The sequence below is a fragment of the Hymenobacter bucti genome (genome assembly GCF_042681145.1).
Taxonomy (GTDB): domain Bacteria; phylum Bacteroidota; class Bacteroidia; order Cytophagales; family Hymenobacteraceae; genus Hymenobacter; species Hymenobacter bucti.
Genome location: NZ_JBHUFD010000018.1, coordinates 168,080 through 185,553 on the forward strand (window position 1 = coordinate 168,080; position 17,474 = coordinate 185,553).

The 17,474-nt window shown below is 61.0% G+C and carries 13 protein-coding genes; 5 read left to right on the top strand and 8 right to left on the bottom strand.

Going from position 1 to position 17,474, the window contains the following annotated elements; genetic code table 11:
* Nucleotides 1-53: 53 nt before the first annotated feature.
* The 3 genes from ACFSDX_RS19860 to lpdA all read right to left on the bottom strand — a co-directional run bounded on the left by ACFSDX_RS19860 (nt 54) and on the right by lpdA (nt 3,056).
* On the bottom strand, nt 54-764 hold the full coding sequence (locus ACFSDX_RS19860; RefSeq protein ID WP_382316740.1) for a hypothetical protein: 711 nt from the start codon (nt 762-764) through the stop codon (nt 54-56).
* An 83-nt stretch (nt 765-847) separates the two neighbouring features.
* The gene (locus tag ACFSDX_RS19865) at nt 848-1,564 is read right to left on the bottom strand and encodes a hypothetical protein (RefSeq protein ID WP_382316742.1); all 717 of its coding nucleotides are present in this window, start codon (nt 1,562-1,564) and stop codon (nt 848-850) included.
* 97 nt (nt 1,565-1,661) lie between these two features.
* Nucleotides 1,662-3,056 (bottom strand): dihydrolipoyl dehydrogenase, encoded by a 1,395-nt coding sequence (lpdA, locus tag ACFSDX_RS19870; protein ID WP_382316743.1) that lies wholly within the window; start codon nt 3,054-3,056, stop codon nt 1,662-1,664.
* 231 nt (nt 3,057-3,287) lie between these two features.
* Between lpdA and ACFSDX_RS19875 the strand changes: the two genes are divergently transcribed.
* Nucleotides 3,288-4,121 (top strand): tetratricopeptide repeat protein, encoded by an 834-nt coding sequence (locus ACFSDX_RS19875; RefSeq protein ID WP_382316745.1) that lies wholly within the window; start codon nt 3,288-3,290, stop codon nt 4,119-4,121.
* 182 nt (nt 4,122-4,303) lie between these two features.
* Here ACFSDX_RS19875 and ACFSDX_RS19880 read toward each other — a convergent pair whose 3' ends face one another.
* The 5 genes from ACFSDX_RS19880 to ACFSDX_RS19900 form a co-directional block, all read right to left on the bottom strand.
* On the bottom strand, nt 4,304-4,849 hold the full coding sequence (locus tag ACFSDX_RS19880; RefSeq protein ID WP_382316747.1) for a YfiT family bacillithiol transferase: 546 nt from the start codon (nt 4,847-4,849) through the stop codon (nt 4,304-4,306).
* A gap of 11 nt (nt 4,850-4,860) precedes the next feature.
* On the bottom strand, nt 4,861-5,391 hold the full coding sequence (locus ACFSDX_RS19885; protein ID WP_382316749.1) for a YfiT family bacillithiol transferase: 531 nt from the start codon (nt 5,389-5,391) through the stop codon (nt 4,861-4,863).
* 378 nt (nt 5,392-5,769) lie between these two features.
* Nucleotides 5,770-7,035 carry an NADP-dependent isocitrate dehydrogenase gene (gene icd, locus ACFSDX_RS19890; protein WP_382316751.1) on the bottom strand — a complete coding sequence of 422 codons (1,266 nt, stop codon included), beginning with the start codon at nt 7,033-7,035 and terminating at the stop codon, nt 5,770-5,772.
* 210 nt (nt 7,036-7,245) lie between these two features.
* Entirely contained in the window at nt 7,246-10,218 is a 2,973-nt protein-coding gene (locus ACFSDX_RS19895) for a M16 family metallopeptidase (RefSeq protein WP_382316753.1), read from the bottom strand.
* Between the two features lie 472 nt (nt 10,219-10,690).
* Nucleotides 10,691-12,436, bottom strand: coding sequence for a DEAD/DEAH box helicase (locus tag ACFSDX_RS19900; RefSeq protein ID WP_382316755.1), 1,746 nt, complete (start codon nt 12,434-12,436; stop codon nt 10,691-10,693).
* A gap of 199 nt (nt 12,437-12,635) precedes the next feature.
* Between ACFSDX_RS19900 and ACFSDX_RS19905 the strand changes: the two genes are divergently transcribed.
* From ACFSDX_RS19905 to ACFSDX_RS19920, 4 genes are all read left to right on the top strand, one after another.
* Nucleotides 12,636-13,379 (top strand): class I SAM-dependent methyltransferase, encoded by a 744-nt coding sequence (locus tag ACFSDX_RS19905; RefSeq protein ID WP_382316757.1) that lies wholly within the window; start codon nt 12,636-12,638, stop codon nt 13,377-13,379.
* 131 nt (nt 13,380-13,510) lie between these two features.
* Nucleotides 13,511-14,626 carry a CaiB/BaiF CoA transferase family protein gene (locus ACFSDX_RS19910; RefSeq protein ID WP_382316759.1) on the top strand — a complete coding sequence of 372 codons (1,116 nt, stop codon included), beginning with the start codon at nt 13,511-13,513 and terminating at the stop codon, nt 14,624-14,626.
* Between the two features lie 93 nt (nt 14,627-14,719).
* Entirely contained in the window at nt 14,720-15,994 is a 1,275-nt protein-coding gene (locus ACFSDX_RS19915) for a zinc dependent phospholipase C family protein (protein ID WP_382316761.1), read from the top strand.
* Nucleotides 15,995-16,095: 101 nt separating this feature from the next.
* The gene (locus ACFSDX_RS19920; RefSeq protein ID WP_382316763.1) at nt 16,096-17,397 is read left to right on the top strand and encodes a zinc dependent phospholipase C family protein; all 1,302 of its coding nucleotides are present in this window, start codon (nt 16,096-16,098) and stop codon (nt 17,395-17,397) included.
* Nucleotides 17,398-17,474 lie beyond the last annotated feature (77 nt).

Here is a 17,474-nt window from a genome sequence, read left to right on the forward strand (position 1 = left end):
AAAGCCACCCCGTACCAGGGGTGGCTTTTTTTATTGGCCCGCAAAGGCCAGGCTTACAACAGCCGTAAGCCGCACAAAAACTGTGGCGTTTGAGGCTTGGGATTGATGTAAACGAAGAGCGGCACGGTGCTTTTCTGCACCCGCGACACCGAAACAGAGAAGCGTACTATGGGTATTGCTTGGCCGGCCAGCGGTGTTTGCTTCACCTCGAAGCCCTGCACCAAGTAGCTGCTGAACGGGGCGAGTCCCTTGCTGATTCTGCGCAGGTTGGCCGTTACGCTATCGTGGCTCATCGTACCTAGGGCGGCGGCGTCAAGATGCCTTAGCACGGCCGGGTAATCTGCTGCTTGCAGCTTGAACATTAGCATGTTGAAGTTCTCAATGGATTGAGTAGCCAGCTCAAGGTCGGCTGGAGAAAAGGTATAGCTATGAGCCGCGGCAGAATCCTGGATGACGACCTTAAAATAATTGTAGCCCGCGCGCTCCCTAGGCCTTAGGTGTTTGTACACCAGATACGCGCAGTTAGAAGCCGGCAGCTGCATATCGCGGTAATACTTGCCAATGCCCGGCGTGGTCAAGTCCACTTCCAGGTAGCTGCCCTGCGGCTCCGTGGCAGTAGTTGAGATGCCGGTACCTTTTTTCATGGATACATTGCCGCCGTAGAAGTCCGCCACGGCCTTAAAGCCAGCTTCTTCGGTAATAGAGGTGCAGGCCGATAGTGAGCTGAAAATTAGTAATAGCGCAATAGGATAGATAATTTTCATAGAAATAAGACCAGCTAAAAGCCAGTAAAAAACCCCGCGCATCCGGAATTCCTTACTGGCTTTGCAGGATTACTAATTGATACTTAGTTGGTAATGGACCTAGGGGCGCTGGCGGGCGGTAGGGTAGGAGCGGCCGGCTGCGGCGTAGTCGAGGCCACCGAGCGCAGTTCTAGCCGCAGCGGCGCCACGTTGAATTCGCGCACGCTTATCAGGCCATACACCGTTTCGCCGGGGGCGATGTTGCGGTTGGTAAGGTCAAACTGCTGGAGCTCGCGGCGAAAATTGCCATTGGCCATCGACGCGCCCAGCATGTTGCCCCCCGCAATGAAAGGCCCAGTCGGGATGAAAGTACCCGATGAGGTGGAGGTAACGTAGCCGTTGGTAGTGGTAGTAGTAGCCCCCACGTTGAAATTGAGCAGCACGTAGAGCAGGTAAATAGCCACGCCCTGCTTCATGTCTTGGGCGGCGATGGCGGCCGACACGGGTACAATAGGGCGGTCGCCATAGTACAAAACGGCGTCGCGCGAGAAGTTGATTTCGGCGCCGGTATTATTCTTAATTTGGACGGCAACTACGTGGTAGCCTTTCTTCTGCTCCTTCTTGACGTACTTCTTGTTGCGGCCGTGAGTGCGCAGCGCATCAAACTGATAGCCAAGCTGAAGCGGTGCCCCCGCCGGTGAGGATTGGTAGGTGGCGATGCGGTCAGGACGGATAGGGGTATAAGAACCCGCGCAGCCGCTGCCTAGTAAAGTGCAGCCCGTGAGAAAAGCCGCTAACGAACGAGTAATTTGTTGTTTCATGTAAAAATGATAAGTTAATGAATAAGTGCGGTCAAATATAGAGCACGAAAAAAGCCGACCTAGCAGCTAGGTCGGCTTTTCAGCTAAAGTTTATATCTTATAGGTGAATCACCTCATCGTAGGCCGCTGCGGCGGCTTCCATGATGGCTTCGCTCATGGTGGGGTGGGGGTGCACCGACTTGATAATCTCGTGGCCGGTGGTTTCGAGCTTGCGCGCTACTACCACTTCGGCAATCATCTCGGTCACGTTGGCCCCAATCATGTGGGCGCCGAGCCACTCGCCGTATTTGGCGTCGAAAATTACTTTGACGAAGCCGTCCTTCACGCCGCCTGCGGCCGCTTTGCCTGAGGCCGAGAACGGAAATTTGCCCACCCGGATTTCGTAGCCTTTGGCCTTGGCCTCCGCCTCGGTGTAGCCGACGCTGGCAATTTCGGGTTGGGCGTAGGTGCAGCCGGGGATGTTGGTGTAGTTGAGCGGCTCGGGGTTGTGGCCCGTGATTTTCTCCACGCAGATGATGCCTTCAGCCGACGCCACGTGCGCCAGCGCCGGGCCCGGAATGATGTCGCCGATGGCGAAAATGCCGGGCACATTGGTCTGGTAGAAGTCATCGACCAGCACGCGGCCGCGCTCAGTTTTGATACCGAGCTCTTCAAGGCCGATGTTTTCGAGGTTGGTTTGCACGCCCACGGCGCTCAGTACCACGTCGCAGGCAATCTGCTGCTCGTCCTTCTGGGTTTTGATAAACACGGTGCAGCCCGTGCCGCTGGTGTCTACTTTGGTTACTTCGGCATTGGTGAGAATGTTGATGCCCAGCTTTTTGTAGGATTTCTCCATCTGGCGCGAAATCTCCTCGTCTTCCACCGGCACGATGCGGGGCAGAAACTCCACGATGGTGACCTCGGTACCCATGGAGCGGTAGAAGTACGCGAACTCGACGCCGATGGCGCCCGAGCCCACGATGACCATACTCTTGGGCAGGCTGTCGGGGGTCATGGCCTTGCGGTAGCCGATGATTTTCTGGTCGTCGATGGGTAGGTTGGGCAGCTGGCGGGCGCGGGCGCCGGTGGCCAGGATGATGCTCTTGGCCTCCACGGTTTCCTTGGTGCCGTCGGCCTTGGTCACTTCTACTTTGCCGGGAGCCAGGAGCTTACCGGTGCCGTTTACAACCTCAATTTTATTCTTCTTGAACAAGAAGTTGATGCCCTTGCTCATGCCATCGGCCACGCCCCGGCTGCGCTTAATCACGGCGGGAAAGTCGAAACCAGCTTCCTTTACCGTCAGGCCGTAGTCCTGAGCGTGCTGGAGGTACTCATACACCTGAGCGCTCTTGAGCAGAGCCTTGGTGGGAATGCAGCCCCAGTTGAGGCAGATGCCACCCAGCGACTCGCGCTCCACTACGCCCACTTTCAGCCCAAGCTGCGCGGCGCGAATAGCAGCCACGTAACCACCGGGCCCTGAACCAATTACTACCAGGTCAAATTGCAATGCCATGAGAAAAACGTCGGGAAATAAACAGAAAGAGAACTACCGGCCAGGCCGGGCTTGCAAAGATAGGCCAACCGGCGGCGCAGGTGCTAGCCCCGGAACCGGTCTAGGGCCCAGCGGGGCGCCCCGCTAACTATCTCTTAACAACGAGCTGGCAACCACCGTTCGGGCTTGCGCCGTAAAAGACGCTGGCTTTTATCTTTACCGGCACTTATACCGTTCTCCTTATTTACGTTGATGAAATCACTTCTTCCTTATTTAGCACCCGCCGCTTTGGCCGGGCTAGCTTTTGCCACTAGCTGCGCCACCGCCACCACCGAAAAAGAGCGCCCTACCAGCAACTCGGTTGCTACCGCCGTAGTGCCCCCGCCCGCCCCCACTCCCGAAACGGCCACCGCTACCACGGCTGCCGCCGACGGCAGCGTATCAGTAGCCGCCCTCGATGCACCCGCCGCCGAGGCCACCGACGCCACCGCTGACCCCAACGCGCCCTCCGCCGCCGAAGCTTCGGCCGCTCGCGCTGCCGAAAAGAAGCTGACCGCTGCCGACTACAAGTACCAGCTGGCCCGCGCCAACGTGTCACTGCGCACCAACCCCAAGAACCCCAGGGCGCTGCTCGAGCGCGCCAAGGCCAACTCTAACCTCAAGAACTACAAGGATGCGGCGCCTGATTATACCGCCGCTCTTCGCTTGCAGCGCAACAACCCTGACCTGTATTATAACAAAGGGGTTAACGAGCTGATGATGAAGCAGTACAAAGCAGCTTCTAGCGACTTTAGCGGCGCCGTGAAGTACCGCCCCGATGATAAGGAAGCTTTCTTTGGCCGGGGCGTAGCCAAAATGCAGATGTACCAGTACAAAGCCGCCGTGTCAGACTTTACCCGCGCCATCACTATCGACTCGCTCTATGCCGACGCTATCGAGTACCGCGGCATCAGCTACGCCAGCTTCGACCGCCTGAAGGAAGCCCGCCGCGACCTCGCCAAGGCCGCCCAGCTCAACCCCGAGGCGGAAAAGAGCCTGCGCCGCTACGGCAAAGGCAACAGCATGGTGCGGGGCGGCAACAAGTAGCCCCTAGGTTCCTCTAAAACGGCAAAGCCACGTGGTATGCTCCGCGTGGCTTTGTCGTTTTAGAAGAACCTAGGGGCTACTTGTTGCCGCCCGGCGTTGTTTTGCTACGTTGGGAAAGGGCCGGATAACGCCGGGCGGGGGCAAGTCCCGCATCCTACGGTGCAACTATGCCTTGGTCAAGCCTAGCTAGTAGGGTTGGCCAATAATGCCAGGTGCCCTAGGTGGTGCTGGCCGTGCCAAGCGTACTGCACCAGGGCTTGGTCGAGGGTCATAGTAGTATCGTAGCGCGGGTGGTAAAACGTGCGCTGCCACTGCGCCCCGGTGATGCTTTCAAGCAGGCCAACCCAGCGGCGGTGCAGGCCATCGAGCAGGGTTAGCGACGCAGCAATCGGCGTGGTGGCCACGTCGGGCAGCTCGGCCCAGGCGGCCTCGTTGAAGGGGCGCACGGTGGGGTTATCCTCGGTGAGCGCCAGCCGGAAGCGGCTGTACAGCTGGGGGTGCGTGTCGGCCAGGTGATGAATAACCTGACGGCCGGTCCAGCCGCCGGGGCGGTAGGGCAGTTGCAGCCGCTCGTCGCCCACGCGCTGGGCGGCGGCGGCCAGCCGGGCCGGAAAATCGGCCAGTTGCTGGAGGTAGGGCGCTCGCTCGGCCGCCGTGAGCGGGGCCGTCGGCAGTTGCAGCCGGCCCACGGGAAAGCGCAAGTGCTCGTCGGAAATAGGAGAATGCATGAAAATAAGCGTTAGGAAGCCAGCAAAGCTAGGTGCGCCGCGTGGTGCCGCCCATGCCAGGCGTAGAGCGCCAGCGCTTCTTCCAGCGTAGACGTGCGCCCATTGCCAGGATGATAAAACGTGCGCTGCCATTGCGCTTCTGTGAGCTGGTGCAGCAGCGTCACCCAGCGATTGTGCAAGCTCGTGAGCAGCGCCAGCGACACGGCCACCGGCACCGTGGCTACGTCGGGCAGCTCGGCCCAGGCGCCTTCCTCGTAGGGCTTGATAGTCGGGTTGTCCTCCGTCAGGGCCAAGCGGAAGCGGCAGTAGCTGTTCAGGTGCGAGTCGGCCACGTGGTGAATGACCTGCTGGCCGGTCCAGCCACCGGGGCGGTAGGGCAGTTGCAGCCGCTCGGCCCCGACTTGGGTAGCCAGCGCGCCTAGGTCGCCTGGCAAGTCGGCTAGCTGCTGCAAGTATTCGGCGCGCTCGGCGGGCGTGAGCGGCGCGGTAGGTAGCTGCGGCGGGCCGATAGGGAAGCGCAGGTGGTCGTCGGGAGTAGGCATAGGCAGGTAAGATTTAGCCCATAAAAGTAGGAACACAGTGCTGGCGCGAATTTAGCGCAGCGTAACTCGTGCCTTTTTTGCCGGGAAGCTGTGCCTCCCGACGTTCGCACCGATTGGAATGTTTGAGGCCAGCCTAAGCGCCGTTTACTACTGGCGCGGCAGTGAAGACGCAGCCTCCACATCATAGCTGGTCACAAGTTACGCTGTGCTAAACTCGCGCCAGTTTGGGCCAGCACGGCCAGTACATGGTCAGCAGTCAGCATAGGCCGGTGCGAGTTTCATTGCTTGTATAAAACGCTAACTGATTTTATGCAAAACCCCCGCGCCAGCCTTACGGCCAACGCGGGGGTTTTTCGTTGAGTGGCAAATGCCAAGCTATTACATATTCTTTACAATCTCCTCGGCAAACTCGCTCGTTTTGAGCAAGGTAGCGCCTTCCATTTGACGTTCGAAATCGTAGGTTACGCGCTTGCTTTCGATGGCGGCTTCGAGGCCTTTGTTGATGAGGGCAGCGGCTTCTTTCCAGCCTAGGTGCTCCAGCATCATCACGCCCGAGAGGATAACCGAGCCGGGGTTCACCTTGTCCTGGTTGGCGTACTTGGGCGCGGTGCCGTGGGTCGCTTCGAAGATGGCGTGGCCGGTTACGTAGTTGATATTGGCGCCCGGCGCGATGCCGATGCCGCCCACGATGGCGGCCAGCGCGTCGGAGATGTAGTCGCCGTTCAGGTTCAGGGTCGCCACCACCGAGTACTCGGAGGGGCGGAGCAGGATTTGCTGCAAGAACGCATCGGCGATGCTGTCCTTGATGATGAGCTTGCCCTGGTCCTGCGCCTGCTTTTGCAGGGCGTCGGCCACTTGCACACCCTGCTTGGCCACGATTTTATCGTACTGCGCCCAGGTGAATACTTTAGCGCCAAACTCCTTCTCGGCCAGCTCGTAGCCCCAGGTTTTGAAAGCACCTTCCGTAAACTTCATGATGTTGCCCTTATGCACCAAGGTCACCGACGGCAGCTTGTGCTCTAGGGCGTACTTGATGGCGGCGCGCACCAGGCGCTCGGTGCCTTCTTTCGACACTGGCTTGATACCGAACGACGACGAATCGGGGAAGCGAATCTTCTTCACGCCCATCTCATCCTGCAGGAATTCGAGCATTTTCTGGGCCTGCGGCGTGCCGTTCATGTACTCGATGCCGGCGTAGATATCCTCCGTATTCTCGCGGAAAATGACCATGTTGGTCAGCTCGGGGTGCTTCACCGGCGAGGGCACGCCATCGTAGTAGCGCACGGGGCGCACGCAGGCGTAGAGGTCCAGTTCCTGGCGCAGGGCCACATTGAGCGAGCGGATGCCGCCGCCCACGGGCGTCGTCAGAGGGCCTTTGATGCCCACCAGGTACTCGCGGAAAGCGTCCAGCGTTTCGGCTGGCAGCCAGTTATTGAGTTGCTTATAGGCTTTTTCGCCGGCCAGCACTTCTTTCCACACCAGCTTCTTTTTGCCGCCGTAGGCTTTCTCTACCGCTGCGTCAAACACGAGCTGCGAGGCGCGCCAAATGTCCGGGCCAATGCCGTCGCCCTCGATGAAGGGGATAGTAGGTTGGTCGGGTACATTGAGCTTGCCATTCTTAATGGTTATTTTCTGCTCTGCCATGAGGAAAAAGTTATTCTGTTTTAGTCAGGTTGGGGGGTGGGAAGAGGGTAGTCGTTGTTGAGTGCAGCATCTCACCCCCCACAGCCCCCTCTCTAAAAGGCGAGGGGGAGCCTGACGACTTCCTTACAAAAGCAATCGTCTGCTAGCGGTCGGCTCCCCCTCTCCTTTTCGGAAAGGGGGCCGGGGGGTGGGGCGCTGCGTTAGAGATGTTTAATAGCCAAATATTTCTTTCAGGCTCAACTGCTCCACGCTGCCGTACTTGGCCAGCTCCTTGAAGTTGAGCCGGTCCTTGGAGCCGATAACCAGGATGACCTGGTTCTGGCCCTTGATTTTGGCTTGCTGAAATTTCTGGAGCTCGCCAAAAGTCATGTTCTGCGTTTGCTCATACACATCGCGGCGCAGGTCGTAGTCGAGCCCTAGGCGGCGGGCGCGCTCGTAGCTGAGCAGCACGCCTTCGTGGGTGATGCGGTCGGTGGCAATGCTGTTGCGGATGCTCTGCTTGGCAATCACCAGGTTCGCCTCAGCCATCGGCATGTCGGTGAGCAGGTTTTCCATGCCGCTCATGGCCTCGGGCAGCTTGTCGCTCTGCGTGCCGATGTAGCTCACGATGTAGTTCGAGCGCCCGGTCTTGTCCGCATTCGCGTAGCGCGATGAGGCCGAATAAGCCAGCGCCTTGCTCTCGCGCAAGTCCTGAAACACGATGCTGCCCATGCCACCACCGAAGTATTCGTTGTAGAGCGCCACCGTGGGGGCCATTGCCTTGCTATATAAATCGCCCTTGGTCAGGAACAGGATTTCGGCCTGCACCATCTTGTAATCAACCCAATATACCTTCTTTTCTTTCAAAGGCTGCTCCGCAAAATCCTTGGCGGCCGGGGTGGGCTTGAGGGTAGCGGGCGTGCGGTGGTTGGCGCGTAGTACGCTACCTAGGGCTGTTACTTCACGCGGCCCATAGTACAGCGAGCGGTGCTGATACGTAGGCAGCGATTTCAGCAGCGCCGTAAGCTGTTCGGGCTTCAAAGCCTTGAGCTGCTGCTCGCTGAGGACGTTCGTAAACGGGTTCTTGGCGCCGTACTTAGCGTAGTTCAGCATGGCCGCGTTCAGGATAACGCCCTTGTTGAGCTTGGCATCCTGGCGCTGCTTCAAGATGCCGGCCACCATGTTTTGCAGGGCTGCGGCATCGGGGCGGGGCGCGTTGAGCAGCTGCTCAAAAAGCTTCACGGCCGGCTCCAGGTTGCTGTCCAGGCCACTGAGGCTCATCAGGATGCGGTCCTGGCCGCTGCTGACGGCAAACGAGCACCCAAGCTTGTAAAACTCTTGCTGGAGCTGCGCCGCCGAGTAGTTGCCGGTCCCTAGGTACTGCAAGTAGTCGGTGGCCAGGTCGAGGCGCGGGTCGTTGTTGCTGCCTAGGTCGATGGCGTAGAACAGGCTGAACAAGCCGTTCTCCGCGTTGTGGGTGTAGTAGAGCGGCAGGCCGGGCTTGAGGTCGGTCGTCTGAATGTCCTTTTTATAATCCACGAACACCGGCGCGAGGTCGGTAGCGGGCAGCTTGCTCACCTCAGTGTAGTAGGCCGAGGCCGCGTCGCGGTTGGCCGGCACCGGCGTGATAGCGGGCTTAACCACCTTCACCGTGTTGGGGTCGGTGCCGGTGCGCTTGTACACCGTTACCGCGTTGGGGCCGTAGTTGTCGGTGGCAAACTTGATTATTTCGGCCTTTGTGATGGTGCCAAAATCCTCGTTCTGCTTTACGTAGTCGGCCCAGCTCACGCGCTCAATAAAGGCCTCGTACATGGCGCTGGCCCGTGCCTCGTTGCTTTCATAGCTCTTGGTGCGGTTCAGCTTCTCGTTGTTGACGATGGCCGGAATGAGCCACTCTGGGAAATCACCTTTTTTCACCTTCTCTACCTCGGCCAGCATCAAGCTCTGCACTTCTTCTAGCTTCTGGCCCTGGCGCGGGCTGCCGTATAAAATGTGCGTCGAGTAATCGTCGTTGAGGTCCGTGAAACTGCTGGCTTGCAGCACTTTCTGCTGCTGGTTCAGGTCGAGGTCAAATAAGCCGGCCTGGCCGTTGGTCAGGATTTTATCCAGCATCCGCAGGCGTAGAGCGTCGCGGGTGGCCTTGCCCGCAAAACGGTAGCCCACCATCACATTCTCGGCCGCCGGGCCCACTACCTCTTTCGTAATCGGGGCCGCGAGTGGCTTCTCTACCGGCGCACTGAAGGTAGGCGGCGCCTGTGGTTTCCACTCGCCAAAGTACTTATCAATCAGCCGGATGGTCTGGTCGTAGTCCAGGTCGCCGCTGAGGCAGAGGGCCACGTTGCCGGGCACGTAGTACTGGTTGAAGTACTTCCTAATCTCGGTAATCGACGGATTTTGCAAGTGCTCAATCGTGCCGATGGTCGTCTGCGTGCCGTAGGGGTGGGTCGGGTAGAGGCTGGCGTTCAGCGTCTCAAACTCTTTGCTAAAATCGCTATCCAGCCCGCGGTTTTTTTCCTCGTACACGGCCTCCAGCTCGGTATGAAACAGGCGCGGCACCATTTCCTTGAAACGCTCAGCCTGCACAGCTGACCATTTTTCGAGCTGGTTGCTTGGAATATCCTCCTGGTACACCGTTTCCTCGTTGGAGGTGTGCGCATTAGAGCCCTTCGAGCCGAGGCTACCCATCAGCTTGTCGTACTCGTTGGGCACCGCGTAGCGCGCCGCCACCCCCGAAATCGAGTCAATTTGGTGGTAGGTGCGCTTGCGGGCGGCCGGGTCGTTGCGCTGGCTACGGTAGGTCTCGTATAGCGCCTCTATTTTGTCGAGCTGCGGCTTTTCCTGGGCCCAGTCTTTAGTACCCAAGCGCGAGGTGCCCTTGAACACCATGTGCTCGAGGTAGTGCGCCAGGCCGGTGGCCGTGGCCGGGTCGTTCTTGGAGCCCGCCCGCACCGCGATATAGGTTTGGATACGCGGCGCGTTCTTGTAATCAGATAGATACACCGTCAGGCCATTGGCCAGTTTGTACACGCGCACGCCCAACGGGTCGTTGGGCACGGTGGTATAAGTGTATTCCTTAGGAGTTGCTACTGTGGCCGTGCTGGAGGAGGTGGCGGCGGCCGTCGCGGCGGGTTTGCTCGACTGGCATTGGGTAATGAGGCCCAGGGCAGCCAGGGCCGGCAGGAGCAACAGCGACGGTTTATTCACAATTTTTCTGGGCAGAGCGCAGGCAGCTTTCGATAGGGGCACAAAGGTAGAAAGTCGTGCGGGGAATAAAAAACAAAAGTTTGCCTTATATTGCTCCCGCCCTAAGTAGGTAAAAAACGAACTATAAGGTTAATATACAATAGCTTGCGTTGAAAAGGTTTCGGGCCTTAAAGTTCGCTCAGGCTGCGTATATGCAAAAAAGCCCGTATTTTTCCTCCTTTTTTGGCTGGTTCTGCCCACCACCCGTCGGCGGAAGCCTAACCAGGTATCAGCTAGGCTTTCATAAAGGGCCAAGGGTAGCAGCTAAGCAAACGCCCGCCCGCAAGGATATTGCGGGCGGGCGTTTGGTTGTCAGGACCTAGCGGGGTTTCAAGGCTGCGGTGCCGTAGTGCGGGCTTTTAGTCTGCGCATTACCTAGGCTTACTATTTGCGGATTGAAAATCCGCGCTACGTGCTCAGCGCCCTAGGGTAGCTATTCGGCCGGTGCGGGGCTCGGGGCTTCGGCGGTAGGCGCGGTGCCCTCGGTGGGGCGGGGGCCCCGGCCGCTGCGGTTGCGGCCGCCCCGCTTGCGGCGGCGCTGGCCTTCTGCCTGGTCACCCTCGGCGCGGGGCTCGCGTGGGGTTTCGGTTTCGCCCTCGGGTCGGGGTTCGCGGGACGGGCGGGGGGTGCGGGGTGCTTCACCTTCGGGCCGAGGTTCGCGGGGTGGGCGCGGAGCACGTGGTGCCTCACCCTCGGGCCGGGGCTCGCGGGGCGGGCGGCCTTCGCGGGGGGGTGCTACGTAGGGTGCTACCGGCGCCTGGCCGGCGTCGATGGCCGCTAGGCGGGCGGCGGCACTCGCCATACGCTCAGCGCGTTGCGGGTCGTTTTTGGCTTCGTCGCGGCGGGGGCCACGGTCGCGGCCACCACCGCCACCTTCGCGGCGGTCGCCTTCGGCGCGGGGCGGGCGCGGGCCGCGGTCGCGGTCGCCACCTTCGCCTTCGCGGCGGGGGCCGCGGTCACGGCCGCCTGAGCCGCCACTGCGGCCGTCGCGCGGGCCGCTTTTGCCACCCAGGCCGCTGAAGCGCTTGGGGTCAAACTCGGGCGCCGGGCCATAGCCGAGGCCTTCGGTGATGGCCTGCTTCTCGATTTCGCGCTCAATGAGCTTCTCGATTTTAACGATGCGGTCCTGGTCCTGGTCGGCGATGAAAGTGATGGCCGTGCCCGTGGTAGCCGCGCGGGCCGTGCGCCCAATGCGGTGCACGTAGTCCTCGGCGGCGCGGGGCACGTCGAAGTTCACCACGTGGCTCAGCGAGTCGATATCAATGCCGCGGCTCACCACGTCGGTCGCGACGAGGATGGGGAATTGCTTGTTCTTAAACGCTCGCATGGTTTCCTCGCGCTCCTCCTGGGTGCGGTCGGAACTGATGCCCTGGGCCGGAAAACCAAGCTTGTTGAGCGAGCGCACGATGCCGGCCACGGCCGCTTTCTTGCTGGTAAAAAGCACCATGCTCTGCACATCCTGGGCCTTGATGAGGTGCTCCAATACCGGCAGTTTCTGGTGGTCGAAGGTCATGTAGAACTGCTGGTTGATGCCAGCGGCGGGCTTGCTCACAGCGAGGCGCACCTCGTCGGGGTCTTGCAAAATCTGCTGCGAGAAGTCACGGATTTTGCTCGGCATGGTGGCCGAGAACAGCAGCGTCTGCCGCTGCTTAGGTAGCTGGCGCACGATATTCAGGATGTCATCGGCAAAGCCCATGTCCATCATCTTGTCGGCCTCATCGAGCACCAGGTATTTGAGGTCCTCAAACTTGACGTAGCCCAGCTGCATGTGGGCAATGAGGCGGCCGGGCGTGGCCACGATAATGTCGGCGCCGCTGGTGAGGGCGCGTTTCTGCTGCTCCCAGTTTTCGCTTTTGCCGCCGCCGTAAATAGCAATGGACGAGGCTTCTACGAAGTAGCCGAAGCCCGTGACCTGCTCGTCAATCTGGGTAGCCAGCTCGCGGGTGGGCACTAGCACGAGCGTGCTGGTGGTGCCGTGCCCGGCGTGCGAAATCTTGTCGAGCAGCGGCACGAGGTAGGCGGCCGTTTTGCCGGTGCCAGTTTGGGCGCAGGCGATGAGGTCTTTGCCGGCCAGGATTTTAGGAATAGCCTGCTCCTGAATGGGCGTGGCGTTGAGGTAGTTCATGGCATCCACGCCGGCCAGCAGGTCGTCGTGGAGATTAAATTCGTGGAACGTCAAAGGTTCAGCTGGTAAAGTGAAAGGATAGGGGCTGACCTTATTGAGTCCCGGTCAGCGAACCGCTTTTGGGTAGTTGCTAGTGGCTAGGTTGCGGCCGCTGGGCAACTGGTTTTTAACCCGACAACGACCAACTAGTTTCTGGCAACTAGCAACAAAGGTAAGCGGAATAAGTGCCCAGCTAGCGCCTACCTTCACCGGTATGTCCCTCGACCGTTTTTCTGCCCAGGCTGCCCAGTACGCCCGCTATCGTATTGATTATCCGACTGAACTCTACGCCTGGCTTTTGCCGCAGGTGCCTAGCCGCATCCGGGCCTGGGACTGCGCCACCGGCAATGGCCAGGTGGCCGCCGTGCTGGCGCAGTACTTTCAGGAAGTAGAAGCTACCGACCTCAGCGAAAGCCAGCTGATGCAGGCGCCGCCGCTGCCCAACGTGTACTACCGGGTGGCCAAGGCCGAAAGCACGCCCTTCCCCGACGAGCGCTTCGACCTGATAACCGTGGCCCAGGCCGTGCACTGGTTCGACCTGCCGGCCTACCACGCCGAGGTGCGCCGGGTGGCCGGCCCCGGCACCGTGCTGGCCGAGTGGGGCTACGGCCTGGTGCAAACCGGCGAACCCGCGCTGGACGCCTGGATTTTACATTTCCACAACGAAACCGTGGGCCCCTACTGGGATGCCAACCGCTGGCACGTGCTGGACGAGTACGCTCGCTTGCAGTTTCCCTTTGCTAGGGTGCAACGAGCGCGCTTTGTGGTGCGCAAGCAGTGGTCGGCCGAGTGGTTTCTGGGCTACTTGTACACCTGGTCGGCGGTGGCCAATTACGCTCAGCAGCACGACGGCGCCGACGCCGTAGCGCAGGTGGCCGAGGAGCTGACGCGCCTCTGGGGCGACGGCGAGCGCGAGGTGGTGTTCCCGGTGTTCGCGCGGGCCGGGGTGGTGAAGTAGGCAGTGGCCGAAGCTGCTGATACAGGGTGATGTAGAGCCGCATCTTTGCGTCTCCCGCTGGGCGAGCTGAACAACGACGAGACGCAAAGATGCGGCTCTACACGCTGTCAAGAAGGCTGAAAATTATCGTAATGACACTCTCTCTTCCCTTCGCCGGCCTGCGCGTGCTGGAGCTAGCCGCCGTGCTGGCCGGTCCGCAGGTGGGCCAGTTTTTTGCCGAGCTCGGTGCCGAGGTGCTCAAAATAGAGCCCCCGGCCGGCGATGTTACGCGCACCTGGCGCGTGCCCGGCGACGACCCCGACAGCTCAGTGTCGGCCTACTTTGCGGCTTCTAATTGGGGCAAGCAGACCCTAGGGCTCGACCTAACGCAGCCCGCCGCTCAGGCCGAGCTGCGGCAGCTAGCCACCGAAGCCGACGTGCTGCTGGCTAGCTACAAGCCCGGCGATGCCACTAAGCTGGGCGTCGATTATGCGGCGTTGGCGGCCGCCAACCCGCGCCTCATTTATGCCCAGCTCACGGGCTACGGGCCGGAATATAATCGGGTGGGCTACGACGCGGTGTTGCAGGCCGAAACCGGCTTTATGCACCTCAACGGGGCTGGCCCGCACGACCCACCGCAGAAGCTGCCGGTGGCTTTTATCGACCTGTTTGCCGCGCACCAGCTCAAGGAAGGCATTCTCACGGCGCTGTACCAGCGCGAGCGCACCGGCCTAGGGTGCCTGGTGGAGGTCAGCTTGTTTGACAGCGCCCTGGCCTCGCTGGCCAACCAGGGCGCCACCTGGCTCGCCACCGGTAATGACCCGCAGCCGCTGGGCTCGGGCCACCCCAGCATCGTGCCCTACGGCACCGTATACCGCGCCGCCGATGGCCAGCGCCTGGTGCTGGCTGTGGGCACCGATGCGCAGTTTCGCACGCTGTGCGCCGTGCTGCAACGGCCGCGCTGGGCCGACGAGCCGCGCTTTGGCACCAACCCGGCGCGGGTGCGCCACCGCGCCGCGCTGGAAGAGCTGCTGCTGGTGCGCATTGCGGAGCTCAACGGCTGGGCCCTGCTGCACGAGCTGGCCCGCCTGGGGGTGCCGGCCGGGGCGGTGCGCACCGTGGGCGAGGCCCTGAGTACCGACCTAGCGCAGACTATGCTGCTACCTCCGGCGCCGCCTTTTGCGGCCCTAGGGCTGCGCACGGTGGCTTTTCGCAGCTCGGCGTGGCCAGTGGCGGCGGGGCTGAGTGCGCCGCCCGAGCAGCAATAGGAGAGGACTATTAGCCCAGTATATAGGAAAGTAACGTAAACCCCCGCTGCACCGTTGAGGTTGTTTCACTTCTATTCTTTCCGCTTTCTTTCCGTGTATTTACTACGCTTTTTCGCTGGCGTGCTGCTGGGCTGGCTGGTGCTAGGGGCCCGGCCCGCGCAGGCCTATTCGGTGCTGAGCCACCAGGCCAGCATCGACTCGTGCTGGGCACCTTACATGAAACCTGCCCTGGAGCGCCGCTTTCCGGGGGCCACGCCCGAGGAGTTTCGGGCGGCGAAAGCCTACGCCTACGGCGGCTCCATTATGCAGGACATGGGGTACTATCCCTTTGGTTCGGCGCTGTTTACTGACCTAGCGCACTACGTGCGCTCGGGCGATTTTGTGGAGAACCTGCTCAAAGACGCCAAGGACCGCAACGAGTACGCGTTTGCCCTGGGGGCGCTGGCGCACTACGCGGCCGACATTTACGGGCACGAGGTGGGCATCAATAAATCGGTGCCGCTGCTGTTTCCCGAGTTGAAAGCGAAGTATGGTTCGGTCGTGACTTACGAGCAGGACCCCGTGGCCCACGGCCGCACCGAGTTTGCCTTTGATGTGGTGCAGCTGGCCGCCGGGCGCTACCGCTCCAATTCTTACCACGATTTTATTGGCTTCAAAGTAAGCGAAGACCTGTTGGAGCGGGCCTTTGCCCAAACGTATGGCCTGGAGCTCAAAAGCCTGGTAATGAACTTGGACTTGGCGCTGGGCAGCTACCGCTTTGCGGTGCGCAACCTCATTCCGCTGGCCAGCCGCGCCGCGTGGCGCGCTAACCGCCACGAGCTGCGCAAGGTAAACCGCCGCGTGCGCCGCCGCGATTACGTGTACAAGGAAAGCAAGGAAGAGTACGAGCGCCTGTATGGCACGCACTACGAGCGGCCCAAGTTTGGAGCGCGCATCGTGGCGGGCATTATTCAGGTGCTGCCTAAGGTAGGCAAGCTCAAGTCGCTCAAATTCATTGCGCCCACGCCCGAGGCGCAGCGGATTTTTCGCGCCAGCTTCCAGGAAACCGTGCAGAGCTACGCCCAGATGCTGAGCCGCCAAACTCCTACCCTGGGTCAAGCCCCCCAAATGCCCAACGTGGACTTTGACACCGGCCACCCCACCAAGATTGGCGAGTACCCGCTGGCCGACCGCACCTACGGCGAGTGGGTGCGCAAGCTGGCCAAGAATGACTTTAAGGAAATGACGCCCACTATGCAGAAGGATATCCTGGTTTTCTTCAACAGCGCCGACATTCCGAAAGAGCCCGTGGACGCCGAGGAAAAAGACAAGGAAAAGCGCCGCGAAACCCTGGATGCCGTGGCCAAGCTGCGGGCCCTGAAGCTATAATTTTCTGCCCTAGGCGGCGCTACGCTGGCCGCTCGGTGGCACGCACCTGGGTGGTTGGCTCCGGCCAGCCCATTTCTCTACGTTCCCTCCCTCGCCCTGCCATGCGCCTTTTTCGCCTGCTGCTGCTGCTCGTGTTGCTCGCCCCGGCGGCCCCGGCGGCGGCCTACTCGGTGCTCACGCACCAGTCGTTTATCGACTCGACCTGGGATACCAGCCTGCTGCCGCTGTTGCAGCGCCGCTACCCCGGCGCCACCCCCGACCAGCAGGACGAGGCTAAGAGCTACGCCTACGGCGGGGCTATTATTCAGGACATGGGCTACTACCCGCTGGGGGCCAGCCTGTTCACCAACCTCACGCACTATGTGCGCTCGGGCGATTTTGTGCGCAACCTGCTGCGCGGGGCCCGCAACCGCAACGAGTACGCGTTTGCCCTAGGGGCGCTGGCGCACTATGCCTCCGACAACGAAGGCCACCCCGAAGCCACCAACCTAGTGCTGCCCAATACCTACCCCAAGAAGAAGACCGAGTTTGGCCCCGTGGTCACGTACGAGCAGGCGCCCATCAACCACACGGAGGTCGAGTTTTCGTTTGATGTGGTGCAGATAGCGGCCGGGCGCTACCGCTCGCAGGCCTACCACAAATACATTGGTTTTCGGGTCGAGAAGGTGCTGTTGGAGCGCGCCTTTCGCCAAACCTACGGGCTGGAGCTGGGCCAAGTGCTGTTTAATGTGGATGCGGGCATCGGGGCTTTTCGTCTGGCCGTCAATCAATTATTACCCGCCGCGGCCCGCGCCGCCTGGCACAACCAGCGCGATGAAATCCGCAAGGCCAGCCCCACCGCCCGCCGCCGCGATTACGTGTACCACACCAACCGCCGCAAATTTCGGCGCGAGTACGGCAAGGAATACGAGTGGCCGGGCTTTGGCGCACGGCTGCTGTCGGGGGTTCTTAATATTTTGCCCAAAATAGGGCCGTTGCGCGTGTACACGTTCCGGGTGCCGGCTACCGAGGATGGGGCACGCTTTCACAAAAGCTACCACTCCTCGCTCGTCCGCTTCCGCACCCTAACCAAAGTGCAGCCCACCGACACGGCCGCCCTGGCCCCGCCGCTGCCCAATACCAACCTCGATACCGGCCGCCCCACGCACCCCACCGACTACATCCTGGCCGATGTGACCTACGACGAGCTGCTGCGTGAGCTGGGCCAGCACAAGTTTGAGCACCTCACGCCCGCCTTGCAGCAGCACCTGGCGGGCTATTTTGCGGCGGGCCCACCGCCCGGCGCGCCCCCGGCCCGCTATACCAAAGCCACCGAAGACGAGCAGAAAGACTCGAAGAAGAACCGCCGCCGCCGTGCCCAAGCGCAGGAAGCGCTGGTGGAGCTGCAGCGCTTGCGGCCCTAGGTGCCGGCGGGCGGGCATTGGGGGCGCAGGCGTAGGCTAAGCCCAGCGTTTTGGGTAGGCGCCAGGCAGTAGCGGGG

What these genes read in the sequence shown, in the direction of transcription:
- ACFSDX_RS19860 (WP_382316740.1), bottom strand. Translation starts at nt 764, where the DNA reads ATGAAAATTATCTATCCTATTGCGCTATTACTAATTTTCAGCTCACTA.
- ACFSDX_RS19865 (WP_382316742.1), bottom strand. Translation starts at nt 1,564, where the DNA reads ATGAAACAACAAATTACTCGTTCGTTAGCGGCTTTTCTCACGGGCTGC.
- lpdA (WP_382316743.1), bottom strand. Translation starts at nt 3,056, where the DNA reads ATGGCATTGCAATTTGACCTGGTAGTAATTGGTTCAGGGCCCGGTGGT.
- ACFSDX_RS19875 (WP_382316745.1), top strand. Translation starts at nt 3,288, where the DNA reads ATGAAATCACTTCTTCCTTATTTAGCACCCGCCGCTTTGGCCGGGCTA.
- ACFSDX_RS19880 (WP_382316747.1), bottom strand. Translation starts at nt 4,849, where the DNA reads ATGCATTCTCCTATTTCCGACGAGCACTTGCGCTTTCCCGTGGGCCGG.
- ACFSDX_RS19885 (WP_382316749.1), bottom strand. Translation starts at nt 5,391, where the DNA reads ATGCCTACTCCCGACGACCACCTGCGCTTCCCTATCGGCCCGCCGCAG.
- icd (WP_382316751.1), bottom strand. Translation starts at nt 7,035, where the DNA reads ATGGCAGAGCAGAAAATAACCATTAAGAATGGCAAGCTCAATGTACCC.
- ACFSDX_RS19905 (WP_382316757.1), top strand. Translation starts at nt 12,636, where the DNA reads ATGTCCCTCGACCGTTTTTCTGCCCAGGCTGCCCAGTACGCCCGCTAT.
- ACFSDX_RS19910 (WP_382316759.1), top strand. Translation starts at nt 13,511, where the DNA reads ATGACACTCTCTCTTCCCTTCGCCGGCCTGCGCGTGCTGGAGCTAGCC.
- ACFSDX_RS19920 (WP_382316763.1), top strand. Translation starts at nt 16,096, where the DNA reads ATGCGCCTTTTTCGCCTGCTGCTGCTGCTCGTGTTGCTCGCCCCGGCG.